Source organism: Salinibacter ruber DSM 13855 (assembly GCF_000013045.1).
GTDB lineage: Bacteria > Bacteroidota > Rhodothermia > Rhodothermales > Salinibacteraceae > Salinibacter > Salinibacter ruber.
On the sequence record NC_007677.1, the window covers coordinates 2,467,711 to 2,484,782 of the forward strand.

Consider the following 17,072-nt stretch of genomic DNA (forward strand, 5'->3'; position numbering starts at 1 on the left):
TACAAAATCCCGGACTTTCTGCTCCCAACCATCCTCTTCGGTTCCGTGTCCGCCCCACGCCTCCGTGCTGGTCTTTTCCTCCTGCTCCTTCCGCTGAGCGCGGCCGCCCAGTCCGACCCGACGGTCCCCATCGAAAAGGTCGTCTTCTTTAAGAGTGGGGTCAGCTACGTCGAGCACCGCGGCACGGTGCAGGGCACGACGACGATGACGCTGCGCTTCCGGGACGAGCAGATGAAGGACGTGCTCAAGTCGCTGGTGCTTCAGGACCTCAGCGGCGGACGGGTCGGCACGATCAACTATCCGTCGCAGGACCCGCTTTCGCGCACCCTTGAGGGGTTTCAGGTGGACCTCTCCGAGCCAGGCGGGTTGGGCAGACTGAGCAACCAGCTTCGCGGCGCGGCCGTGACGCTCGCGACGGGGGACACGACAGTCGGGGGCACGATTGTAAGTGCCGACCCGCAGGACGGCCCGAATGGAGCCACGCAGTGGCACCTTACGCTCTACGGGGACGGGGGCCTCCAGTCGGTCGCGCTCGACCACGTGCAGCACCTGCGCTTCGAGGACCCGGCGCTGCAGGCGGAGATGCGGAAGGCCCTTGACGCGGTGGCCCGGGCGCGCAACCAGGACGAGAACGCCGTCCGGCTGCGGTTCAGCGGACAAGGGACCCGTCGCGTGCGGGCCGGCTACGTGGTGGAAGCCCCGGTCTGGAAGACCAGCTACCGCCTCCTGCTGCCCGATGCCAACGAGGGCCAGGGACAGATGCAGGGCTGGGCCATCGTCGAGAACCAGACAGATGCCGACTGGGAGGGTGTCGACCTCACGCTCGTCAGCGGGCGCCCGGTCTCGTTCGTGCAGGACCTCTACACGCCCACCTACGTCGACCGTCCCGTCGTGGCCCCCACCGCTGGCGAGCCCCTCCCCCCGAAGCAGTACCGCGAAGGGATTTCCAGCGACACAGCAACCGCCGCGACACAGGGAGACGTGGACTTCAATGCAAGCCTTGACAGGAGCCGACGGGTGGAGGCGGGCCAATCGGCCCTGAAGGCCGGGGCGGCGCAGGCCGAATCGGCCCCGCAGATGGACCCGTCGCAGGGCGTCACCGCCACGGCCACCACCGCGGAGGCCGGGGCGTTTTTCCAGTACACCGTGGACGACGTGTCCCTGCCCCGGCGCCGCTCGGCGATGCTGCCCATCGTCACCGAGCCCCTCCAGGTCGAGCGCATCAGCCTCTACGACCCGGACGTGCACCCAACGCACCCGTTGCACGGGGCCCGGCTGACCAACACGACCGGCCAGCACCTCGCCGCCGGGCCGATGTCCGTCTTCGACGCGGGCAGCTACGCGGGGGACGCGCGGATGGGCGACACGCCGCCGGGGGACACCCGATTCGTGACCTACGCCCTCAACCAGAACGTGCAGGTGGATGCCGGCGGTGGGCGCACGGAGGAGACGGTCCAGACCGGCACGATCGTCGAGGGCGTCCTGACCATGACCCGCAAGCGCGTGGCGTCCCAGACCTACACGATCGAAAACGAGGGCGAGACCGCGGCCTCCCTCATCATCGAGCACCCGCGGCGCAGCGGGTGGACGCTCGCGGCTCCTTCAGACGTCGAGGAACGCACTGCATCGGTGTACCGGTTGCGCATGACCGTCGGCGCGGGGGAGACCGGCGAACTCGCGGTCGAGGAGACGAAGATGCTGACCCGCAGGCACCAGCTTCTCGGAACGGACCGCGATCAGCTTCTCTCCTACGCCCGCACCGGTGCGCTCCCCGACGACGTGCAAGACGCCTTGAAGGAGGCCGCCGACCTGCAGCAGAAGGTGTCCCGGACGAAGAACCAACTGTCGCAGGCGCGCCGGGACCTCGACCGCCTCCGGAGCGAGCAGTCCCGCATCCGCGAGAACATGAAGGCCGTGGAGCAGTCGAGCGACTACTACCAGCGTCTGCTCGACAAGCTCTCGTCCACGGAAGACCGGATCGAGTCCTTGAATGAGCGCATTGCCACGCTCGAAGAGGAACGGGGCGAACGCAGCGATCGGCTGGGACGGTATTTGCAGGACCTCACGATTGATTGACGCACCGTTTGTGTTTGCGACTGTGCCCCCGCCCGGGGAGCCGTCCCCTGCAGGAGACCCCCTCTGCGCAGACGACGACCCTGCAAATTGCCCGTCGGCCCTTGCCTCTCTGAAGAGCAATTGGGAGTTTACGTTGGTTCCTGCCTGGATGATACCGCGAAGACCCCGACACTGAACGTTTCGTCCTACAACCGAATGGTCCACCCATGAAGCGCACACTCGCCGCCGGGGCCTTTAGCCTCGCCATCGGTGCCGTCTCCCTTCTGCTCCTCGCCTCCGTCGTCTATTCCTGCCGGAGCGGGGGTGACCCGCACCACGAGCGGTCCGACGCGTCCCTCGACACGCCCCCCGTGGAGGACGCCCGCTCCGCCCCACCTGACCACCGGGCCTCTGCCTGACTCTCCCTCAACGGGGACGCCGTTGCTTCCAGCCGGCGCTGCCCCCCTGTCGCCCGCACTCACGGCCCCACCGATGCCCATGGACGATCAGGCCGACGACATTCCTCAGGGACTCGTGGTTCCCGGCCTCGGGGATGAGTCCCGGCGTGCCGCCCTGTGGGCGTTTCTCGTCGTGAGCGTGCTCTCGGGGCTGGCCCTCGTCTGGCCCGTCTACCCGCTGGCGGTAGACCTGACGCCCTACGTCTTCGGCCTGCCCTTCTCGTTCGCCTGGACGGTGGGCTGGCTCGTCGTTATGTTCGTCGCCCTGGTGCTTCTGTACCGCACCGACGCGCCCGCCCCCGCAGACTGAGCCCCGTTCCCTCGCCCGCCTCTCTGGTTGTCGCCGTGTCCCCATGCCCGAGTGGGCCGTCATTCTGTCCATCTGCGGCCTCTACCTCGTCCTGGTGCTGGGCCTCGGGGTCTGGTCGGGGCGCACGGTCTCCGCGAGCGTGGACGGGTACGTGGCCGGCGACCGGACGCTGGGCGTGATTGTGCTCTACTTTGTGCTCGGGGCCTCGGTCTTCTCGTCGTTTGCGTTCCTCGGCGCCCCCGGCTGGGCCTACTCGCGGGGCGCGGCCGCCTTCTACATCATCGCCTACGGCACGGTGGGGATGGTGCCCTTCTACTTCCTCGGCCCGCGCGCCCGGCAGGTCGGCGAGGCGTTCGGGTTCGTCACCCAGGCCGAGATGCTGGCCCACCGGTACGACAGCCGCACGCTCTCGGTGGTGCTGGCCGCGCTCAGCGTCGTCGCGTTCGTGCCCTACCTGACCCTCCAGATGAAGGGGGCGGGCCTGCTGCTGTCAACCATCTCCGACGGCGTCGTGCCCCAGTGGCTCGGGGCGCTCGCGGCCTACGGCGTGGTGCTGGTCTACGTCTTCGCCAGCGGCATGATGGCGATTGGGTGGACGAACACGGTGCAGGGCCTCTTCATGATGGCCGTCGCCTGGTTCCTGGGGCTCTACCTGCCGGAGACGCTGCACGGGGGCATCCAGCCCATGTTCGAGGCGATCGCGGCAAGCGACAAGGCGGCCATGCTCGACGTCCCGGGCCTCGCGGCGGACGGGTCGCCCTGGAGCTGGGCCGGCTACAGCTCGGCCGTCATCGTGTCGGCCGTCGGCTTCTCGATGTGGCCGCACCTCTTCATGCGCGCCTTCACGGCCAAGAGCGACCGCACCCTCAAGCTGACGGTGGTGCTATACCCCACCTTCCAGCTGTTCCTCGTGCCCATCCTGCTGATCGGCTTCGCGGGCGTGCTGGCGTTTCCGGGAGTCGCGCCGCCCGATACGATTGTCCCGCACCTGCTCACTCAGATCGAGCTGTCGCCCGTCCTGGTGGGGCTCGTGTGCGCGGGGGCCCTGGCCGCCTCCATGTCGTCGGGGGACGCGATCCTGCACGCCGCCGCCTCCATCGGCCTGCGCGACGGCATCAAGCCGCTGCTCGCCGCCCCCATGACCGACACCCGGCAGCGCCAGTGGATTCGCGGGCTCGTCGTCGCCACGAGCGCCACGGCCTACTACTTCGCAGTCTTTTCGGAGGTCGGCATCGTGGCGCTCCTGCTTGGGGCCTACGGCGGCGTCGCGCAGATCTTCCCGCTCGTCTTTGCGGCCTTCTACTGGCCCCGCGCCACCGGCGCCGGCGCCCTGGCGGGCCTGCTGGCAGGGATCGGGGTGAACACCCTCTTTCTCGTCGCCCCGCACCTCCGCCCCTTCCCGCTGCACGAGGGCGTCTACGGGCTCGCCGCGAACATCGCCGTCTTCCTCACGGTGAGCCTCCTCACCCCGCCCCACGACCGGGACCGCCTCCGGGCGTACACGCACTCCGACCGGCTGGCCGCCGACGAGACGGTTGCCTCCTAGCCCAACGGCACGGCGCTTGCTTCACTATTCCTTTCTACACAGCTCGCTTCCTACTCTCAACTCCTCCTCTTCCCCCATGCACACCCTCCAAGCCCGCCTCCTTCCGTTCCTGATCGTCCTCGCCGTCCTGGTCGTCCCGCCGAGCCAGGCCCAAAATCGGGACACCGACGAACTCGGCGGCGCCCTGAGCAGCATCGGCCAGCAGTATGCCGACAACTACACGCAGCCGATCACCGACGCCCTCGGGGCCAACCTGAACGCCGGGCTCTTCCGCACCGCGGAGGTCGGGGGCGAAGGCATCGTCCCCGTGATTGACCTCTACGTCGGCGTGGCTGGTATGGGTGCCTTAACGTCCGGATCCCAGACGGCCTTTCGGCTGGATCAGGATCAGATTTCAACCGACGACGGACGGACCCTTACGATCACCTACCCCGATGAGGACCTTCCCACAGTGTTTGGGGAAGAGACGTCTCCGGGACAGGCGATCATCTCCGACAATGATCCCTTGACGCCCAACGAGACGGTCGACCTTCCCCCTGGCCTGCTCAACACCTCGATCGCCCCCCTCGCGGTCCCCCAAATCGGCGCCGGCACGGTTCTGGGGACCGACGCCCAGGTCCGCTTTCTTCCCGAGACGAGCGTCAGCGACTACGGCTCCGTCTCCCTCTTCGGCCTCTCCGTGCGGCACAGCCTCAGCCAGTACATTCCCCTCTCGCCCGTTAACCTCGCCGTGCAGGGCACGTGGCAGAGCCTGTCCCTCTCCGGCAGTGACGACAGCATCAATTCCGGCGAGATCGTCGACGCCTCCGGCTGGGCCCTCAACGCGCAGGTGAGCAAGAGCGTCCCCGTCGCCCCCATCACGTTCTACGGCGGCCTGCAGTACGAGCAGTTCGGGGTCAACGTGGGCTACACGTTCCAGACGAGTGCCGGCACGTCGACCGTATCGTTCGAGCAGGACGCCTCGAACAACGTCCGGGCCCTCGCGGGCGTGTCCGTCACCCTCGCCGTCATTCAGCTCAACGTCGACTACGCCCTGGCCAGCAACAACACCGTGAGTGCGGGCGTGGGCATCACGCTGTAGGTCCCCGTGCCGGGCCCCTCCCGACGGCCCGTGCCGAACGGATGCGAGGGGCCCAAAACACCCGGGCTTGAGTGCGATCGCGGGCAGCCTTGCTCCTGCAGACTCGTCTGGAACGTTACGGGTTACCCGTCCCGCATCGGGGCAATCTCCTCCTCGTAGCGTTGGAGGGCCCCGTCGACGATTCCTTTAGCCCGGTCCGGCCCGAAGAAGTCTTTCACCTGGACGGTCTTGTCCTCCAGGGCCTTATAGTCCTGAAAGAACCGGCGCAGCTCTCGGAGGCGATGGTCGGGAAGCTCCTTGATGTGCCAGTAGTCGTTGAAGGCCGGGTCGTCCAGGTGGATGCAGATGATTTTCGCGTCCTCCTCATCGTCGTCGAGCATGTTCATGAGGCCGATGGGCCGGGCGCGCAGAATGCTCAGCGGGTCGACGCTCTCCTGGGCCAGCACGAGCATGTCGAGCGGGTCCCCGTCGTCCGCGTAGGTGCGCGGAATAAAGCCGTAGTTGGCCGGATAGACGACCGAGGAGTGGAGCATCCGGTCCACCCGAAGCAGCCCGCTCTCTTTGTCCAACTCGTACTTGACCTTGCAGCCCTGCGGAATTTCGATGATGCAGCTGAACATGTCGGGGGCTTCCCCCCCCACAGCAATGTCGTGCCAGGGATGGCTCATGGGCGGTCGGCGGGCGGTGGACGAAAACGAACGTGCAGAATTCCTGCGGGAAGGGATTGAGGGCGTGCGTCGTCTCCCTGTTGTGTGCTCGGACGAGGGCTCGTGTTAGAACCTGTTTCAATTCATGCCCCGAGGCTGCGGGCGGCATCGATGGCCTGCAAATCGGGACCGGGCTCGGGCGGTCGATCCGCTACGGCCCTCGACCATATCCCGGGTCTCGGCCCATCGGTGCGCGTCCTCGCGGGTCGGTTCACAATCAACATACCAGGCTCTTAGGCCCCCGCGTCCGTTTGGGGGGATGTTTTCAGGCGCTGGGACGGATCGAACGACCGCTCCGACCCGAGCCACACCGCAAGGGCGGCACTCGTGATGTGCGTGGCCGACGGGTCGAACGACAGGCCGTCGGTCTGCGTCTCGCCCAGCGCCTCCATGTCGCCGTCGATCTCGTCGAGCCGCTCGGACAGGGCCTGCACGTCTCGGGCCAGCCGGGAGGCCGCCTCGGTGGCGTGGTTTTCAAGGCGGAGCCGCCCGTCGCGGTGGAGGTTGACGAATCGACGCAGGACATCCCCGCCGCCGAGATGGACCCCAATCTCGTCGGGGTCGCCGGCCACCGCCCCCCCTCCACTCGTAAGGGTTGCGGCGACGGGGTCCATGCCCCGATCTTCGAGGGCCCCCACGAGCGCCGCCCCAAAGTCGGCCCCTCGGTTCACGATCAGACTCGTGCGGCCGATGTAGGGCTGGTCGGCCACGAGGCCCTGGACGTGATCGGCGAGGTCGTCGGCCGACGCCACATCGGCGTGGTCTCGGATGCGGTTGAGCCGGTAGGCTGCCGGCTCGTCGGAATCCTCTTTCGACTTCTCGAACAGCGCGTGGGTGACGTCCGGGGCGCCGTCCCCGTCGGCAGGGGAGACGTCGACGCCCAGAAAGAATGCGTGGGCCATATCGGGCGGGGAGCTGAGTGACTTGAAGTGTGACGAGCAGGGCCCATACGGATGGACCGCACCGTCTACTCGTTCCGTCTCCGGGGGACGGGGGCCGCCCGATGCCCCGTAAATTCACGCCGAATCGGAGCGGGTGGTGCAGTACTGCACACTAAAGTATGAGCGATCGTCCGTCCACACCGACTCGACCTCGAACCCCGTGTCGGCCGCGAGGCTCGCGAAGCCGTCGAGCGTGTACTTGTGTGAGTCTTCGGTATGAATGGTCTCGCCCGCGTCGAACGCGAACGACTCGTCGGCCACAGTTACCGACTGCGCCGTCGTGCTGCGGAGGTGGCTCTCCACGCAGCCGCGCTCTTCGTTCCAGAGGACCTGGTGCTCGAAGGCATCCAGGTCGAAGGTGGCATCCAGCTCTCGATTCATACGACGGAGCAGGTTTTTGCTGAAGGCCGCCGTCACCCCCTCGGCGTCGTCGTAGGCGGCCGTCATCACGTCTACGTCCTTTTTCAAGTCCACGCCAATCAGCAGCCCGCCCTCCGGCCCCACCGTGTGGGCAATCTGTTCGAGAAACGCGCGGGCCTGGTCCCGGGGAAAGTTTCCAATCGTGGAGCCCGGGTAGTAGCCCACGGTCCGGTGTGCCGACCGCGGCGGCTCGGGCAACTCGAAGGACGTTGTGTAGTCCGCGCACACCGGCTGGATGGGGACCGCCGGGTAGTCCTCCGCGAGCGCCTCGGCGCTTTCGAGGAGGTGGCTCTTCGAGATGTCGACCGGCACGTACGCCGCCAGGTCCTCCCCCATCTGCTCCAGCAGGATGCGGGTCTTCAGGCTGCTGCCACTGCCGTACTCCACGAGGCGCGCCGCCGGCCCGATGGCCTCGGCCATGGCGGACACGTTCTCCCGCATGATTCCAATCTCTGTGCGGGTGGGATAGTACTCCTCGAGCTCGCAGATCTTGTCAAAGAGCTTCGACCCTCGATCGTCGTAGAGAAACTTGGACGGAATTTGCTTCTGGTCCTTGCGAAATCCACGCAGCGTCGCCTTCCGGAAGGACTCGGTGGTGGGCGCCTGGTCGAGGATGGGGTGAATGCTGGTTGAGGTAGGCATACACCTAGGGTGTCAGTGGAAAAGGAGAGGGTGACGGCCCGGCTCGAACGGGTGCTTTGCCGGGACTTTGAGATCAGCCTTAAACAACGGGGCCCCCGCCGCGAAATCAACTTCGTACGGACGTGCCCGGAGGCGTCGTGGAATCGTTACAGGCTGTGCGCTGGGCCCCGATCTACGCGTCCAGGTCGGCCAGGGGATCCGGGTGGCGGAATTGATAGTCGCACCGGTCTTTGACCTTCTGATTGTCGACGCGCTTTCCGGTGGTGGGGTCCGACTCGTCGAAGGTCGGCGGCTCGAGCCCGAGCACTTCTGCCGCACGGGTGTAGAGGGCCTGGCGGGTCGGATGAGCGTCCGCGCAGGCGTTGAAGACCTCCCCCTGAGCATTCTGGTCGAGAAGGGTCGCGAGCAGCGCCACACAGTCGTCCTGATGGATTAGGTTGACCGGCGCCTCCGGCCGCCCAATGTCGGACCGTCCCGCAAGAAAGCGCCCAGGGTGTCGGTCGCCCCCGTAAAGCCCCCCGAACCGCACGATCGTGGTGGCGAATGACGAATCGCGCATCAGCCTCTCCTCGGCGGCCAGCACGGCGCGTCCGGTCGAGCGGCGCGTCCCCGGCAGGGCGTCCGGCCGGCCCGGCGGTTGGTCGGCCTCCGTGACCGTCCGCTCCACGGTCGGGTACACCCCGGTCGAGCTCGCAAACAGGACCCACTCGACCGCCCCGTGGGCGGCCGCCTCGCGCACCGCATCGATCTGGCGACGGTAGTGCGCTTTCGCGTCGTCGGCCGTCCGGGAGGGGGGGACATTCAGGACGAGGATCGGCGACGCAAAAAACGCCGATTCGTCCTCCCCGGTGAGCTCCGGGGTGAGGGTGAGGAGGTACGGCTCGACGCCGTCTTCACGCAGGGCGTCGACCTTCTCAGGCGTGGTGGTCGAGCCACGCACGCGAACATCCTGGGCCACGAGGTGCTGGGCCAACGGCCGGCCGAGCCAGCCGCAGCCGAGAATACTGACATCCGAGTCGATCATTCAGGGCGGGGTCTAATTCGTCCGAGCAGCGCCTCCCTCCGGTGTGTGCAACGACGGAAGGCTTCGGACGCCGCACAGCGAGGGCTGTTTCCTCATTGGCCCCGCCTCGCCCCGTTTCGGACCGTGCTCGGGCCCCTACAGGTCGTTGAGGGCGCGTTTCACAATATCCTTCTCGAAGACCCCGGTCCTTCTTTGTGTATCCGCGTCCGTTCCGCCCGGCGGCACCGGCGACTCCGCTCGGGGCGCGGGGCGCTCGTTGTCGTCTTCGGTCGCCCCTAGCAACTCGTCCAGGACGTTCTGCACCACCGACCGCAGCCGGTCGAGCTCGTCCCCCGAGACGGTCTCGTCGCAAATCTGCGTCGCGACAAACTGGACCAGCGGCGCGTCGGGGGCGTCCCGCTGTTGTGTGAGGTACGATCGAACCTGACGGCTGCGGGTCCACGCACGCATGGCCGCACCGACGGCGTCCGCTTCGAATACCGGCCGGGCGAGCCGTCGCAACACGTCGACCTCGTTGGACGAGTGGTCGAGAAGGTCAAAGTCCAAGGCCGGCCCGTCGGGGGGCTCCGCCTCCCCCTCGTCGACTGCGCAAAACTGAAACCGAATGCCATTTGTGAACAGGACGAGCGGGACGTCCATCGCCTCGGCGTGCCGGAGCAGAGCGGGGGAGCCCGGCGCCTCCAGCGGCTTCGTCGCCGCCGTGCACTCGACCAGCATCACCGGTCGCCCGTCTCGCTTGAGGGCATAATCCACCGTCTCGTCCTCCCCCTCCACGCTTGCCTCCGGCTCCACGGCCCGCACGTCGAAGGGGTCGTATCCGAGTGCGTCGAAGAACGGAAGGACGAGTGCAGTTTCGGTCGTTTTCTGGCAATCGAGGGCGGCCCGCTGCCCGTCGGCCCGGGCCCGAAGCATCGAGAGTCGATCGGCGAGGTCCATGGGAGCGGGGGCACCAGGAGGAAGAACAGCGAGGGCCCTTTTCAATCCTCAAATACGATGCCAATGCCGTTCCTCCTGGTGTGCGCCCCGAACGTCTTCCCGACCGCCAGGACGGTTCGCGGTGCAGATGCCGCCCTGGCGCACGCTCGCGGCCTCTTCCGGTGGCCTCCTTCGCAGACAGAGCCGTCCAAAAATCTCGGCGATTGGCCGGACGGGTTACTCCGAAAAGGCAAGCCGACCCGAGAAAAACGGAAGAACGTGGTTCTCCACCCGCGCGTCGATCCGGCTGACGTGCGTCCCCGGGTCGTAAATCTCGACGGTGTGGTCGATGCCATACGCCGCGAGCCCCTCCGCAAACGCCCGAGTGTTCGAGGCGATGGGCTGGTCTTGAGCACCCGCGTCCAGGCCGATCGCCGCGAGCCGCCGCAGCTCCGGAACGTGCTGGTGCATCAGCGCGAGGGGCGCGTTGGCGGCCCACTCGGCCACCACGCCCGGTTGACGGGCGCCGTTCGCCCACGGCAGGTCGAGGTAGAGGGGCGGGTCGTTCGGGTCCGGCGACCAGGCCGCCGCCCAGGCCAGCACAATCTTCGTCAGGAAGTCGGCCTCCGGCACCTGATCGGGGTGCGTGATGGCCCGAGCCTCGGCCACGGCGGCGCTGTCCGGCTCCAGGCGCGCCTCCAGGCAACACGGGCTCATGGCGTAGAGGCTCGAAAACACGTCCGGCCGCTTCATCCCGATCCGAAGGGTTCCGTACCCGCCCATCGAGTGGCCGGCCAGCCCCCGGCTGTCCCGGTCCGGGAGGGTCCGGTAGTTCCGGTCGACGTAGCCGACGAGCTCCTCCGCGACGAACGTTTCCCAGTCCCCCGTGGTGACGGAGCTGGAGTACATGCTGCCCTCGTAGGCCGTGAAGGCGTTGGGGACGACCAGAATCATCTCGCGGACCGTGCCGGCCTCCATGCCCCGCTCCAGCGCGGCGGGCACATTTACGAAGTGCTCCTCCCACCCAAACCAGCCCCGGTCGGAATCGGTGAAGCCGTGTAGCACGTACACCACCGGGTAGCGGCGCTCCGGCGACGCGTCGTAGCTCGGCGGCAGGTACACCGACACCGGGCGATCGGGGTCGTCCCCCACCAGATTGCCTTCGAGGCTCGTCCCGTGCACCGTCACGCGTTCGAGGGCGCCGTCCAGTGGGGTCACCGGCCGCGGGGCGTCCTGCGCGAGCCCCGCCGCAGGCAGAAGGGCCGCGGCCCAAAGGCCCAGCGCGAGCAGGCCTCGGCGAAACGCCGCCGTTCCGCGGAGCAGGACGGCCCAAGAAACGGAGTCGTTCATCGAGACAGATGCACGTTTGACGTGAGAGAATGCAGGGGGATGTCGTCAGGTGGACCCGTCTTTCGTTTCCGTGGGGGACCCGTCCTTGAGGGTGGGGGCACGGTCGCAGATTCGACGGAGCACGGCCTCGACCTCGTCCCGGCGGACGCGTCCGGCCTCGAGGTCCTCGCTTACCGCCTCCAGGGCCCGGCGCCACCACGCCTCCGGGGGACGCTCCGCCTCCGACGTCAGATGGCCCTCCGCCCGGAAGTAGGCCTCCAGCTCGTCCACCTTGTCGGAGCGGAAGCGCTTGACGGCCCCGTTTCTCAGCCCGTCGAGGATGCGTGCGGCCTCCCCGCCGACGCGCTCCGCCAGGGCGGTCACGTCGTCGATAAAGGTGTCGGACACGGCGTCCGTGGCCTCCAGGGCCGCCCGCCCCACAGGGGTGCCGCGTCCCACGCGCCACGCGGCGGCCCAGTGCTCCACCGCACGGGCCAGTGCCTCCAAACGCCGGTAGGTCGACGGATCCAGGTCAATGAGCGAAAGGGCGTCCCGCTCGGCCAGGCCGGCAAGCTGCCCCCACCGCCGATAGGCGGCCTCCACGGCACGGCACAGCCGGTCCGCATCGTCGGTCAGGTACCACAGGTGCAACGCCGCAACCTCATTCCGGGGCGTCCAGACCGGGACGTCGAGGTGGCGCGCAAGGGCCTCGTGGCTGCGCTCCTCAGGGGGCGGGAGCGCCGGCGACGCAGGCCGGCCCGGTCGGAGGCCACCGGTTTCACGCGTGCCGCCGGCCGCAACGCTTTCCCCATCGGCCCCGGACAGCGTGTGGACCGCGAGTGCCGTGTCGGTCTCGTCGAGCTGCCGCCGCCACTTCGCGACTTCGTCGGACTGTGCCGTCAGGTAGACCACCTGACGCCCCTCGGCGGCGATCGTACGAACCGCCTCGATCATGGCCGCGGCCTTCCCGTCGTCGCTGTTGGCCAGGGCCTCGTCCAAAACGAGGGGCGGCCGGATGCCCTGCTCCTGGGTCTCGACGAAGGCCATGCGGACGGCAAGTAGAAGCTGGACCTTGGTGCCCCCGGACAGTTCCTGGAGCGCGAGCCCACGCCCGGCGTCCGTCACCACGCGGAACGTGCTCTCCGCCCGGTCGAGGTCCAGGCGGTAGCGGTCGCTCGTGATGTGCCGGAAGAGCTCGTCGGCACGGGCAAAGACGGCCGGCAGATCCTGATTTCGGGTCCGCTCGTGAACGACATCCGCGAGGGCCTGCCCGACGACCCGCCGCAGGTCCCGGCGGCCTCGACGCCGCAGCGCCTGGCGGGCCGACTGGTGCTCCGCGAGCGCTTCCTCGAGGTCGTGGTCCGTCTTGGCGTCCTCGACCTGCTGCTGAATGCGGCTAATCCGGTCGGAAAGGGCGTCGACCCGTTCGGCCTGCCGGGCCGCCTCCTCTTTCCGCCGCTCCAGCTCTTCGGCCGTCGCCCCGAGCATCGATTCCTCGAAGCCCTCCCGTTCCTTGAGGCGCTCGCGTTCCAGCTCGACGGACCGCTCGGCCCGATTCAGGGCCTCCTCGGCGGCCTCGTACTCGTCGAACTGCGCGCACCACTCCGCGACCGTCTCGTCGCTCTCGTCGTCCAGCCCAAGCCGGTCAAACAGCTGCGCGATCTCGTCGTCGATCCGTTCCACCTGCTCCGTCGCCTGGTCGAGACGCTGCTGCGCGTTTTCCCGGTCGGCATGGGCCGCCTCAAGGGCCCGTTGGTCCTCTCGGAGTTGCTCCAGGGCCGCCTGGCCGTCGCTGATGTCCTCCACGTGGTCGTCCCCGTACGGCTCGACGAGCGCCTCCACCTTCTCCCGCCACGTCTCCGCCTGTCGCTCGGCCTCTCGCATTTTCTCTTCGGCCCCCATGCCCTCCGTCCACGCCTCCTGCCAGGCCCCCAGCCGCTGCACGAACCAGAGCAGTGAGTGGGCACTGAGCCCCGGATCTACGTGAAGCCGGTCGGCGAGCTCGCCCTCGCGCTCATCCAACTCGGCCTGTTTGTCCTCGATGGCGTCTGCCTCGTCGGCGTGGCGGGCCCACTCCTGTGCCTTCGCCGCCTCCAGCCGCGCGTCCGTCCAGTCCTGGAGGAGGGAGTCGAGGTGGGCGTGGACTGCATCCACCGACCAGGTTGAGGGCGTGGGGAGGTCGAGCCGTTCGAAGCGGTGCTCCAGATCGGGCCGACGCGTTTCCGTCGCGACGCCGGTCGAGCGGGTAGCGAAATACGCAGCGACGGCCACGACGGCGCCCGCCCCGGCCACGACCCAGCCCAGGGGCGCCCCGCCAAGTCCCAGCACGGCACCCCCCACGACCACAGTGCCAGCCCCCGCGAGGACCACATAGCGAAGGACCCGCCCCCGTCCTTTCCCGTCGGAAGCCGACGCCGGCTCCCGCAGCCACTCCGCAAGCTGCTCGACGCCACGGCGAAGTTGCTCCGGGCTGGTCTCGGGGTCGGCCTCCCCGAACCGCCGCTCCAGGGCGCGGAGCGCCGCCTTTCGCCCCTGCACCTCCAGGCGTGACTCGGCCAGCGACTGGACCGCGTCGACCGCCGGCCCGTCGATCTGGGCGGCCGCCTCCTTGTCGTCCCCCGACAGGCGCTCCCACTCCGCCGCCTCCGTCTTGGCCGCCCGGGCTCGTTCGCGCTCCGCCTGTTCGAGGGCTGTTCGCGCCTCGTCCCATTCCTGTAGGGCCGTCCGGAGCGTGTCGAGGGTGCCGTCCGGGAGCCCGTCCGCCGGCAGCCGGCTTTCGGCGATGCGCGCCTCCGCCTCTGTCCGCTGCGCGGTGGCCTCCTCTCGTTTCTCGACCGCCGCCTCCCGATCGGCCCGGAGGCGGTCGAGGCGGTCGGCCTCGTCGCCCTGAAGGGCTTGCATGCCCTCGGGAAACGCGTTGAACGTCCGTTCGGCCTCCTGACGCTCCTGCTCCGCCCGCACCACTGCCAGGGCCTGCTCGAGGGCGTCTCGGCGCCGGGCCGCCGCCCGCGCCTCGTCCCGTTCGCGGCGGAGGCGCCGCAGCGACCGCTCTTTGCGCTCCAGATCCCGGTGCAGCGACCGGGCCGCCTCCACACGGCCCCGTGCCTCTTCAACCTCGCGCGTCTCCTTCAGCTTGCCCTTCGCGTATTCGCCAAAGCCGAGCGCCCCGGCGGCCCCCGGCACGTCGTACCCGCCCTGGGCCTCCTGCAGAATGGCGTCGGCCAGGGCCCGCTCCGAGTCCTCGGTCGCGGCGAGCAGGTCGCGCAGGGACATGTGGTAGCGCCCCCGGTGGCCGGGCGGCGGCATGGACGGCGGGGAGGCCGGGACGCCGTCCTTCTGGTACTGCACACGGCTGCCCTCCACGTCGACCCGCCACGGCTCGCCGCCCAGGCGAAACGTGCCCTCAACGAGGGGCCGCCCCCATCCGTGGGCCTCCGGCCACAGGAGCACCGTCACGGCCCGGGCGAGCGTTGTTTTGCCGGAGCCGTTCGGCCCCGCGATGACGTTGACGCCCGGGTCGAGCCCCTCGACGTCGAGCCCAAACGACCGGCCGTACATCCGTTGCACGGCGAGGCGGCGGACGTGGAGGGCGGCGTCGGCCGTCGCAGTCGGCATGTCGGGGGAAGAGGCATTCGTCATTCCTGAGGCGCAGCGTCGGTCTGGGAGCGCAGTTCGTCGAGAAGCAGGAGGCCCTGACGCCAGGCCATGTCGGCGAGCGTCTCCCGGTCCGGCGACAGGTCGTCCGCGGCGGGGAGCGGGTCGTAGGCGGGGGAGTCCTGCACCGCAGAGCACGCCGCTTTGATCGCAGTCCACGCCTCCTGGGCATGCTCGTCTTCCGCCCCGTCCCGCATCGCGAGCAGAAGCTGGGCGAGCACGGCGGGCGGGTCGGTGCCCTCCGCGATGCGCTCCAGGTCGAGGGCCGGGCGCGTCCGGGCGGCGGCCGCCTCCACGACGGCGGTCGACTCCGCAACCGGCACCTCCAGCGCGCCCGGCCACGTCTCCACCAGGTCGCACACCGCACGATGGACGGGCGTGCGGCCCGTGAGCGTGAGGCGACAGACGAGCCGCTGCGGCGTGGGGCCCTCCTCGCGGGCCGTACGGAGCCGGTCGCGCATCGCGTCCGTCACCGCGGCCTCGACGGCCCCCTCGTCGTCGATTGCGTCCACGTCCACCTCGAGATGCTCGTAGCGGAGGGGGGCGCGGGGCAGCTGGGCCGCTGTGCTGGTCCCGTCCGGGGCCACCTCCACGCGCCAGGGACCGTGGGGCCCCGGTTCCGAGGGGTCCAGCGGCTGGAGCGAGCCGGGGTACAGCACGAGGGGCGACCGGTCGTCTCGCAGCGAGGGCGCATGGATGTGGCCCAGGAGCCACGCCGAAACGGGGCACTGGCGCAGGGCGCCGAGCGACACCGGGGCGTAGACGCTCCCCGGGGCGTTCAGGTCGGCGTGCAACAGCCCCACCGTCGGGGCGTCGTCGCGGAGGCGCCCGTCCGGAAACGACTCGACCGGAGAGGCCTGCTCGTGCGCCTCCCGAAACGACCACCCCACGAATTGAACGGGCGACCGTCCCTCCGGCGCCACGGTCACGGTGCTCCACTCCCCCCCCCGCCCCAGAAGGTGAAAGTGCTCCGCCTCGACCATTTCGGCCAGGCGGGGGAGCGCATCGAAGTCGTGATTCCCAGCCACCGCCACCACGGGAATGCCGGCCTCTTCGAGCCGGCGGAGGCCCCGTTGAAGCGGGCCCAGGGCCTCGTACCGCTTGTTCTGATCGTCAACGACGTCCCCGGTCAACGCCACCACGTCCACCGCCTGCTCCACGGCGTACGACACCGTGTCCGCCCACACGGAATCGACCGCCCACGCCCGGTCGCGCGACTGGGTGCGGGACGGGTAGCGCCCGAGGTGAAGGTCGCCGGTACACAGAATCCGACACGATGCGTCGGCCACGCGGACGTACGAAGTGGCGAAAAACGAGAGCGGTATGCGGGTCTCGCAAAACTGCGCGGGGCAATGATTCGGGCACCGCTAACGTAAGAAAACCTGCGCCCTTCCCCAACCCGCCTATACACATCGTAACGGTCGTCGTCCCCAGAACAACGAGACTGTGCATTGGTGGCGACCTGAGTGTACCCGTGGCAGAGACGCCCCAAAACAATTTTCGGGTCTTGCCCACGTAGCTGTGGGCGCCCCACGTCGGTAGTCCCTTCCAGAGACCAATCCGGCGTGGGGCTTTTTTATGTCGACCGTGTGCTGGTGTATGTCGACCGTGTGCTGGGCGACTGGGCCGATGTAGGGGCCCTGCGGGCCGCCCTCACGTGTGCCCCGCATGTCGTTCTCGTCCCCGAGTCTCGCGTGTGTCCCGTTGCGCCAGGGCAGAACGGGACGCCACCTCATCCATCCGGATGGCCCCAAGCCCCGACGCCTCGATTCCACGAATCGGGCACCGCTTTTGTAATCATTCGCATACACTCGGCGCGCTGAATCGGCCTCGCTTTAACATCTGACGGCAGGGCTTTTTGAAGACATCCGTAACTCTTATGCTTACTGGTGCCGCCTGGGCAGTGCGCTTGCGCCCGCGCTTTCCACTCCCTCCGCCCATCGCCACGGGCGTCGCGGACTGGACGCCTCGTTGCCCCACAGCACCATTC

13 protein-coding genes are annotated in these 17,072 nt (G+C 68.6%); 5 read left to right on the top strand and 8 right to left on the bottom strand.

Annotated features, from left to right (window positions below):
• The first annotated feature begins 45 nt into the window (after nt 1-45).
• From SRU_RS10525 to SRU_RS10545, 5 genes are all read left to right on the top strand, one after another.
• Complete coding sequence (locus tag SRU_RS10525; protein WP_011404730.1) at nt 46-2,076, top strand: DUF4139 domain-containing protein; 2,031 nt, start codon at nt 46-48, stop codon at nt 2,074-2,076.
• 206 nt (nt 2,077-2,282) lie between these two features.
• Complete coding sequence (locus tag SRU_RS10530) at nt 2,283-2,474, top strand: hypothetical protein (protein ID WP_011404731.1); 192 nt, start codon at nt 2,283-2,285, stop codon at nt 2,472-2,474.
• 73 nt (nt 2,475-2,547) lie between these two features.
• Nucleotides 2,548-2,823, top strand: a complete 276-nt coding sequence (locus tag SRU_RS10535) for a hypothetical protein (RefSeq protein WP_112904379.1) — start codon at nt 2,548-2,550, stop codon at nt 2,821-2,823.
• A gap of 43 nt (nt 2,824-2,866) precedes the next feature.
• Nucleotides 2,867-4,369 (top strand): sodium:solute symporter family protein, encoded by a 1,503-nt coding sequence (locus SRU_RS10540; RefSeq protein WP_011404732.1) that lies wholly within the window; start codon nt 2,867-2,869, stop codon nt 4,367-4,369.
• A gap of 76 nt (nt 4,370-4,445) precedes the next feature.
• Nucleotides 4,446-5,450, top strand: a complete 1,005-nt coding sequence (locus SRU_RS10545; protein ID WP_164923614.1) for a DUF6588 family protein — start codon at nt 4,446-4,448, stop codon at nt 5,448-5,450.
• A 122-nt stretch (nt 5,451-5,572) separates the two neighbouring features.
• On the opposite strand, the gene SRU_RS10550 is transcribed toward SRU_RS10545, so the two are convergent.
• The 8 genes from SRU_RS10550 to SRU_RS10585 form a co-directional block, all read right to left on the bottom strand.
• Nucleotides 5,573-6,118, bottom strand: coding sequence for an inorganic diphosphatase (locus tag SRU_RS10550; RefSeq protein ID WP_011404734.1), 546 nt, complete (start codon nt 6,116-6,118; stop codon nt 5,573-5,575).
• 272 nt (nt 6,119-6,390) lie between these two features.
• Nucleotides 6,391-7,059, bottom strand: a complete 669-nt coding sequence (locus SRU_RS10555) for a hypothetical protein (protein ID WP_011404735.1) — start codon at nt 7,057-7,059, stop codon at nt 6,391-6,393.
• 114 nt (nt 7,060-7,173) lie between these two features.
• Nucleotides 7,174-8,160, bottom strand: a complete 987-nt coding sequence (egtD, locus tag SRU_RS10560) for an L-histidine N(alpha)-methyltransferase (RefSeq protein ID WP_011404736.1) — start codon at nt 8,158-8,160, stop codon at nt 7,174-7,176.
• Nucleotides 8,161-8,332: 172 nt separating this feature from the next.
• Nucleotides 8,333-9,184: an SDR family oxidoreductase gene (locus tag SRU_RS10565; protein ID WP_011404737.1), complete on the bottom strand. Its 852-nt coding sequence runs from the start codon at nt 9,182-9,184 to the stop codon at nt 8,333-8,335.
• 135 nt (nt 9,185-9,319) lie between these two features.
• On the bottom strand, nt 9,320-10,120 hold the full coding sequence (locus SRU_RS10570) for a type I restriction enzyme HsdR N-terminal domain-containing protein (protein WP_011404738.1): 801 nt from the start codon (nt 10,118-10,120) through the stop codon (nt 9,320-9,322).
• A gap of 216 nt (nt 10,121-10,336) precedes the next feature.
• Nucleotides 10,337-11,449, bottom strand: coding sequence for an alpha/beta hydrolase (locus SRU_RS10575; RefSeq protein WP_011404739.1), 1,113 nt, complete (start codon nt 11,447-11,449; stop codon nt 10,337-10,339).
• A 45-nt stretch (nt 11,450-11,494) separates the two neighbouring features.
• Nucleotides 11,495-15,067 (bottom strand): ATP-binding protein, encoded by a 3,573-nt coding sequence (locus SRU_RS15640; RefSeq protein ID WP_011404740.1) that lies wholly within the window; start codon nt 15,065-15,067, stop codon nt 11,495-11,497.
• A complete protein-coding gene (locus SRU_RS10585; protein ID WP_011404741.1) occupies nt 15,064-16,371 on the bottom strand; it encodes a metallophosphoesterase family protein in 1,308 nt (435 codons plus the stop codon). The genes SRU_RS15640 and SRU_RS10585 overlap by 4 nt, the downstream gene beginning before the upstream one ends.
• Between the last annotated feature and the right edge of the window lie 701 nt (nt 16,372-17,072).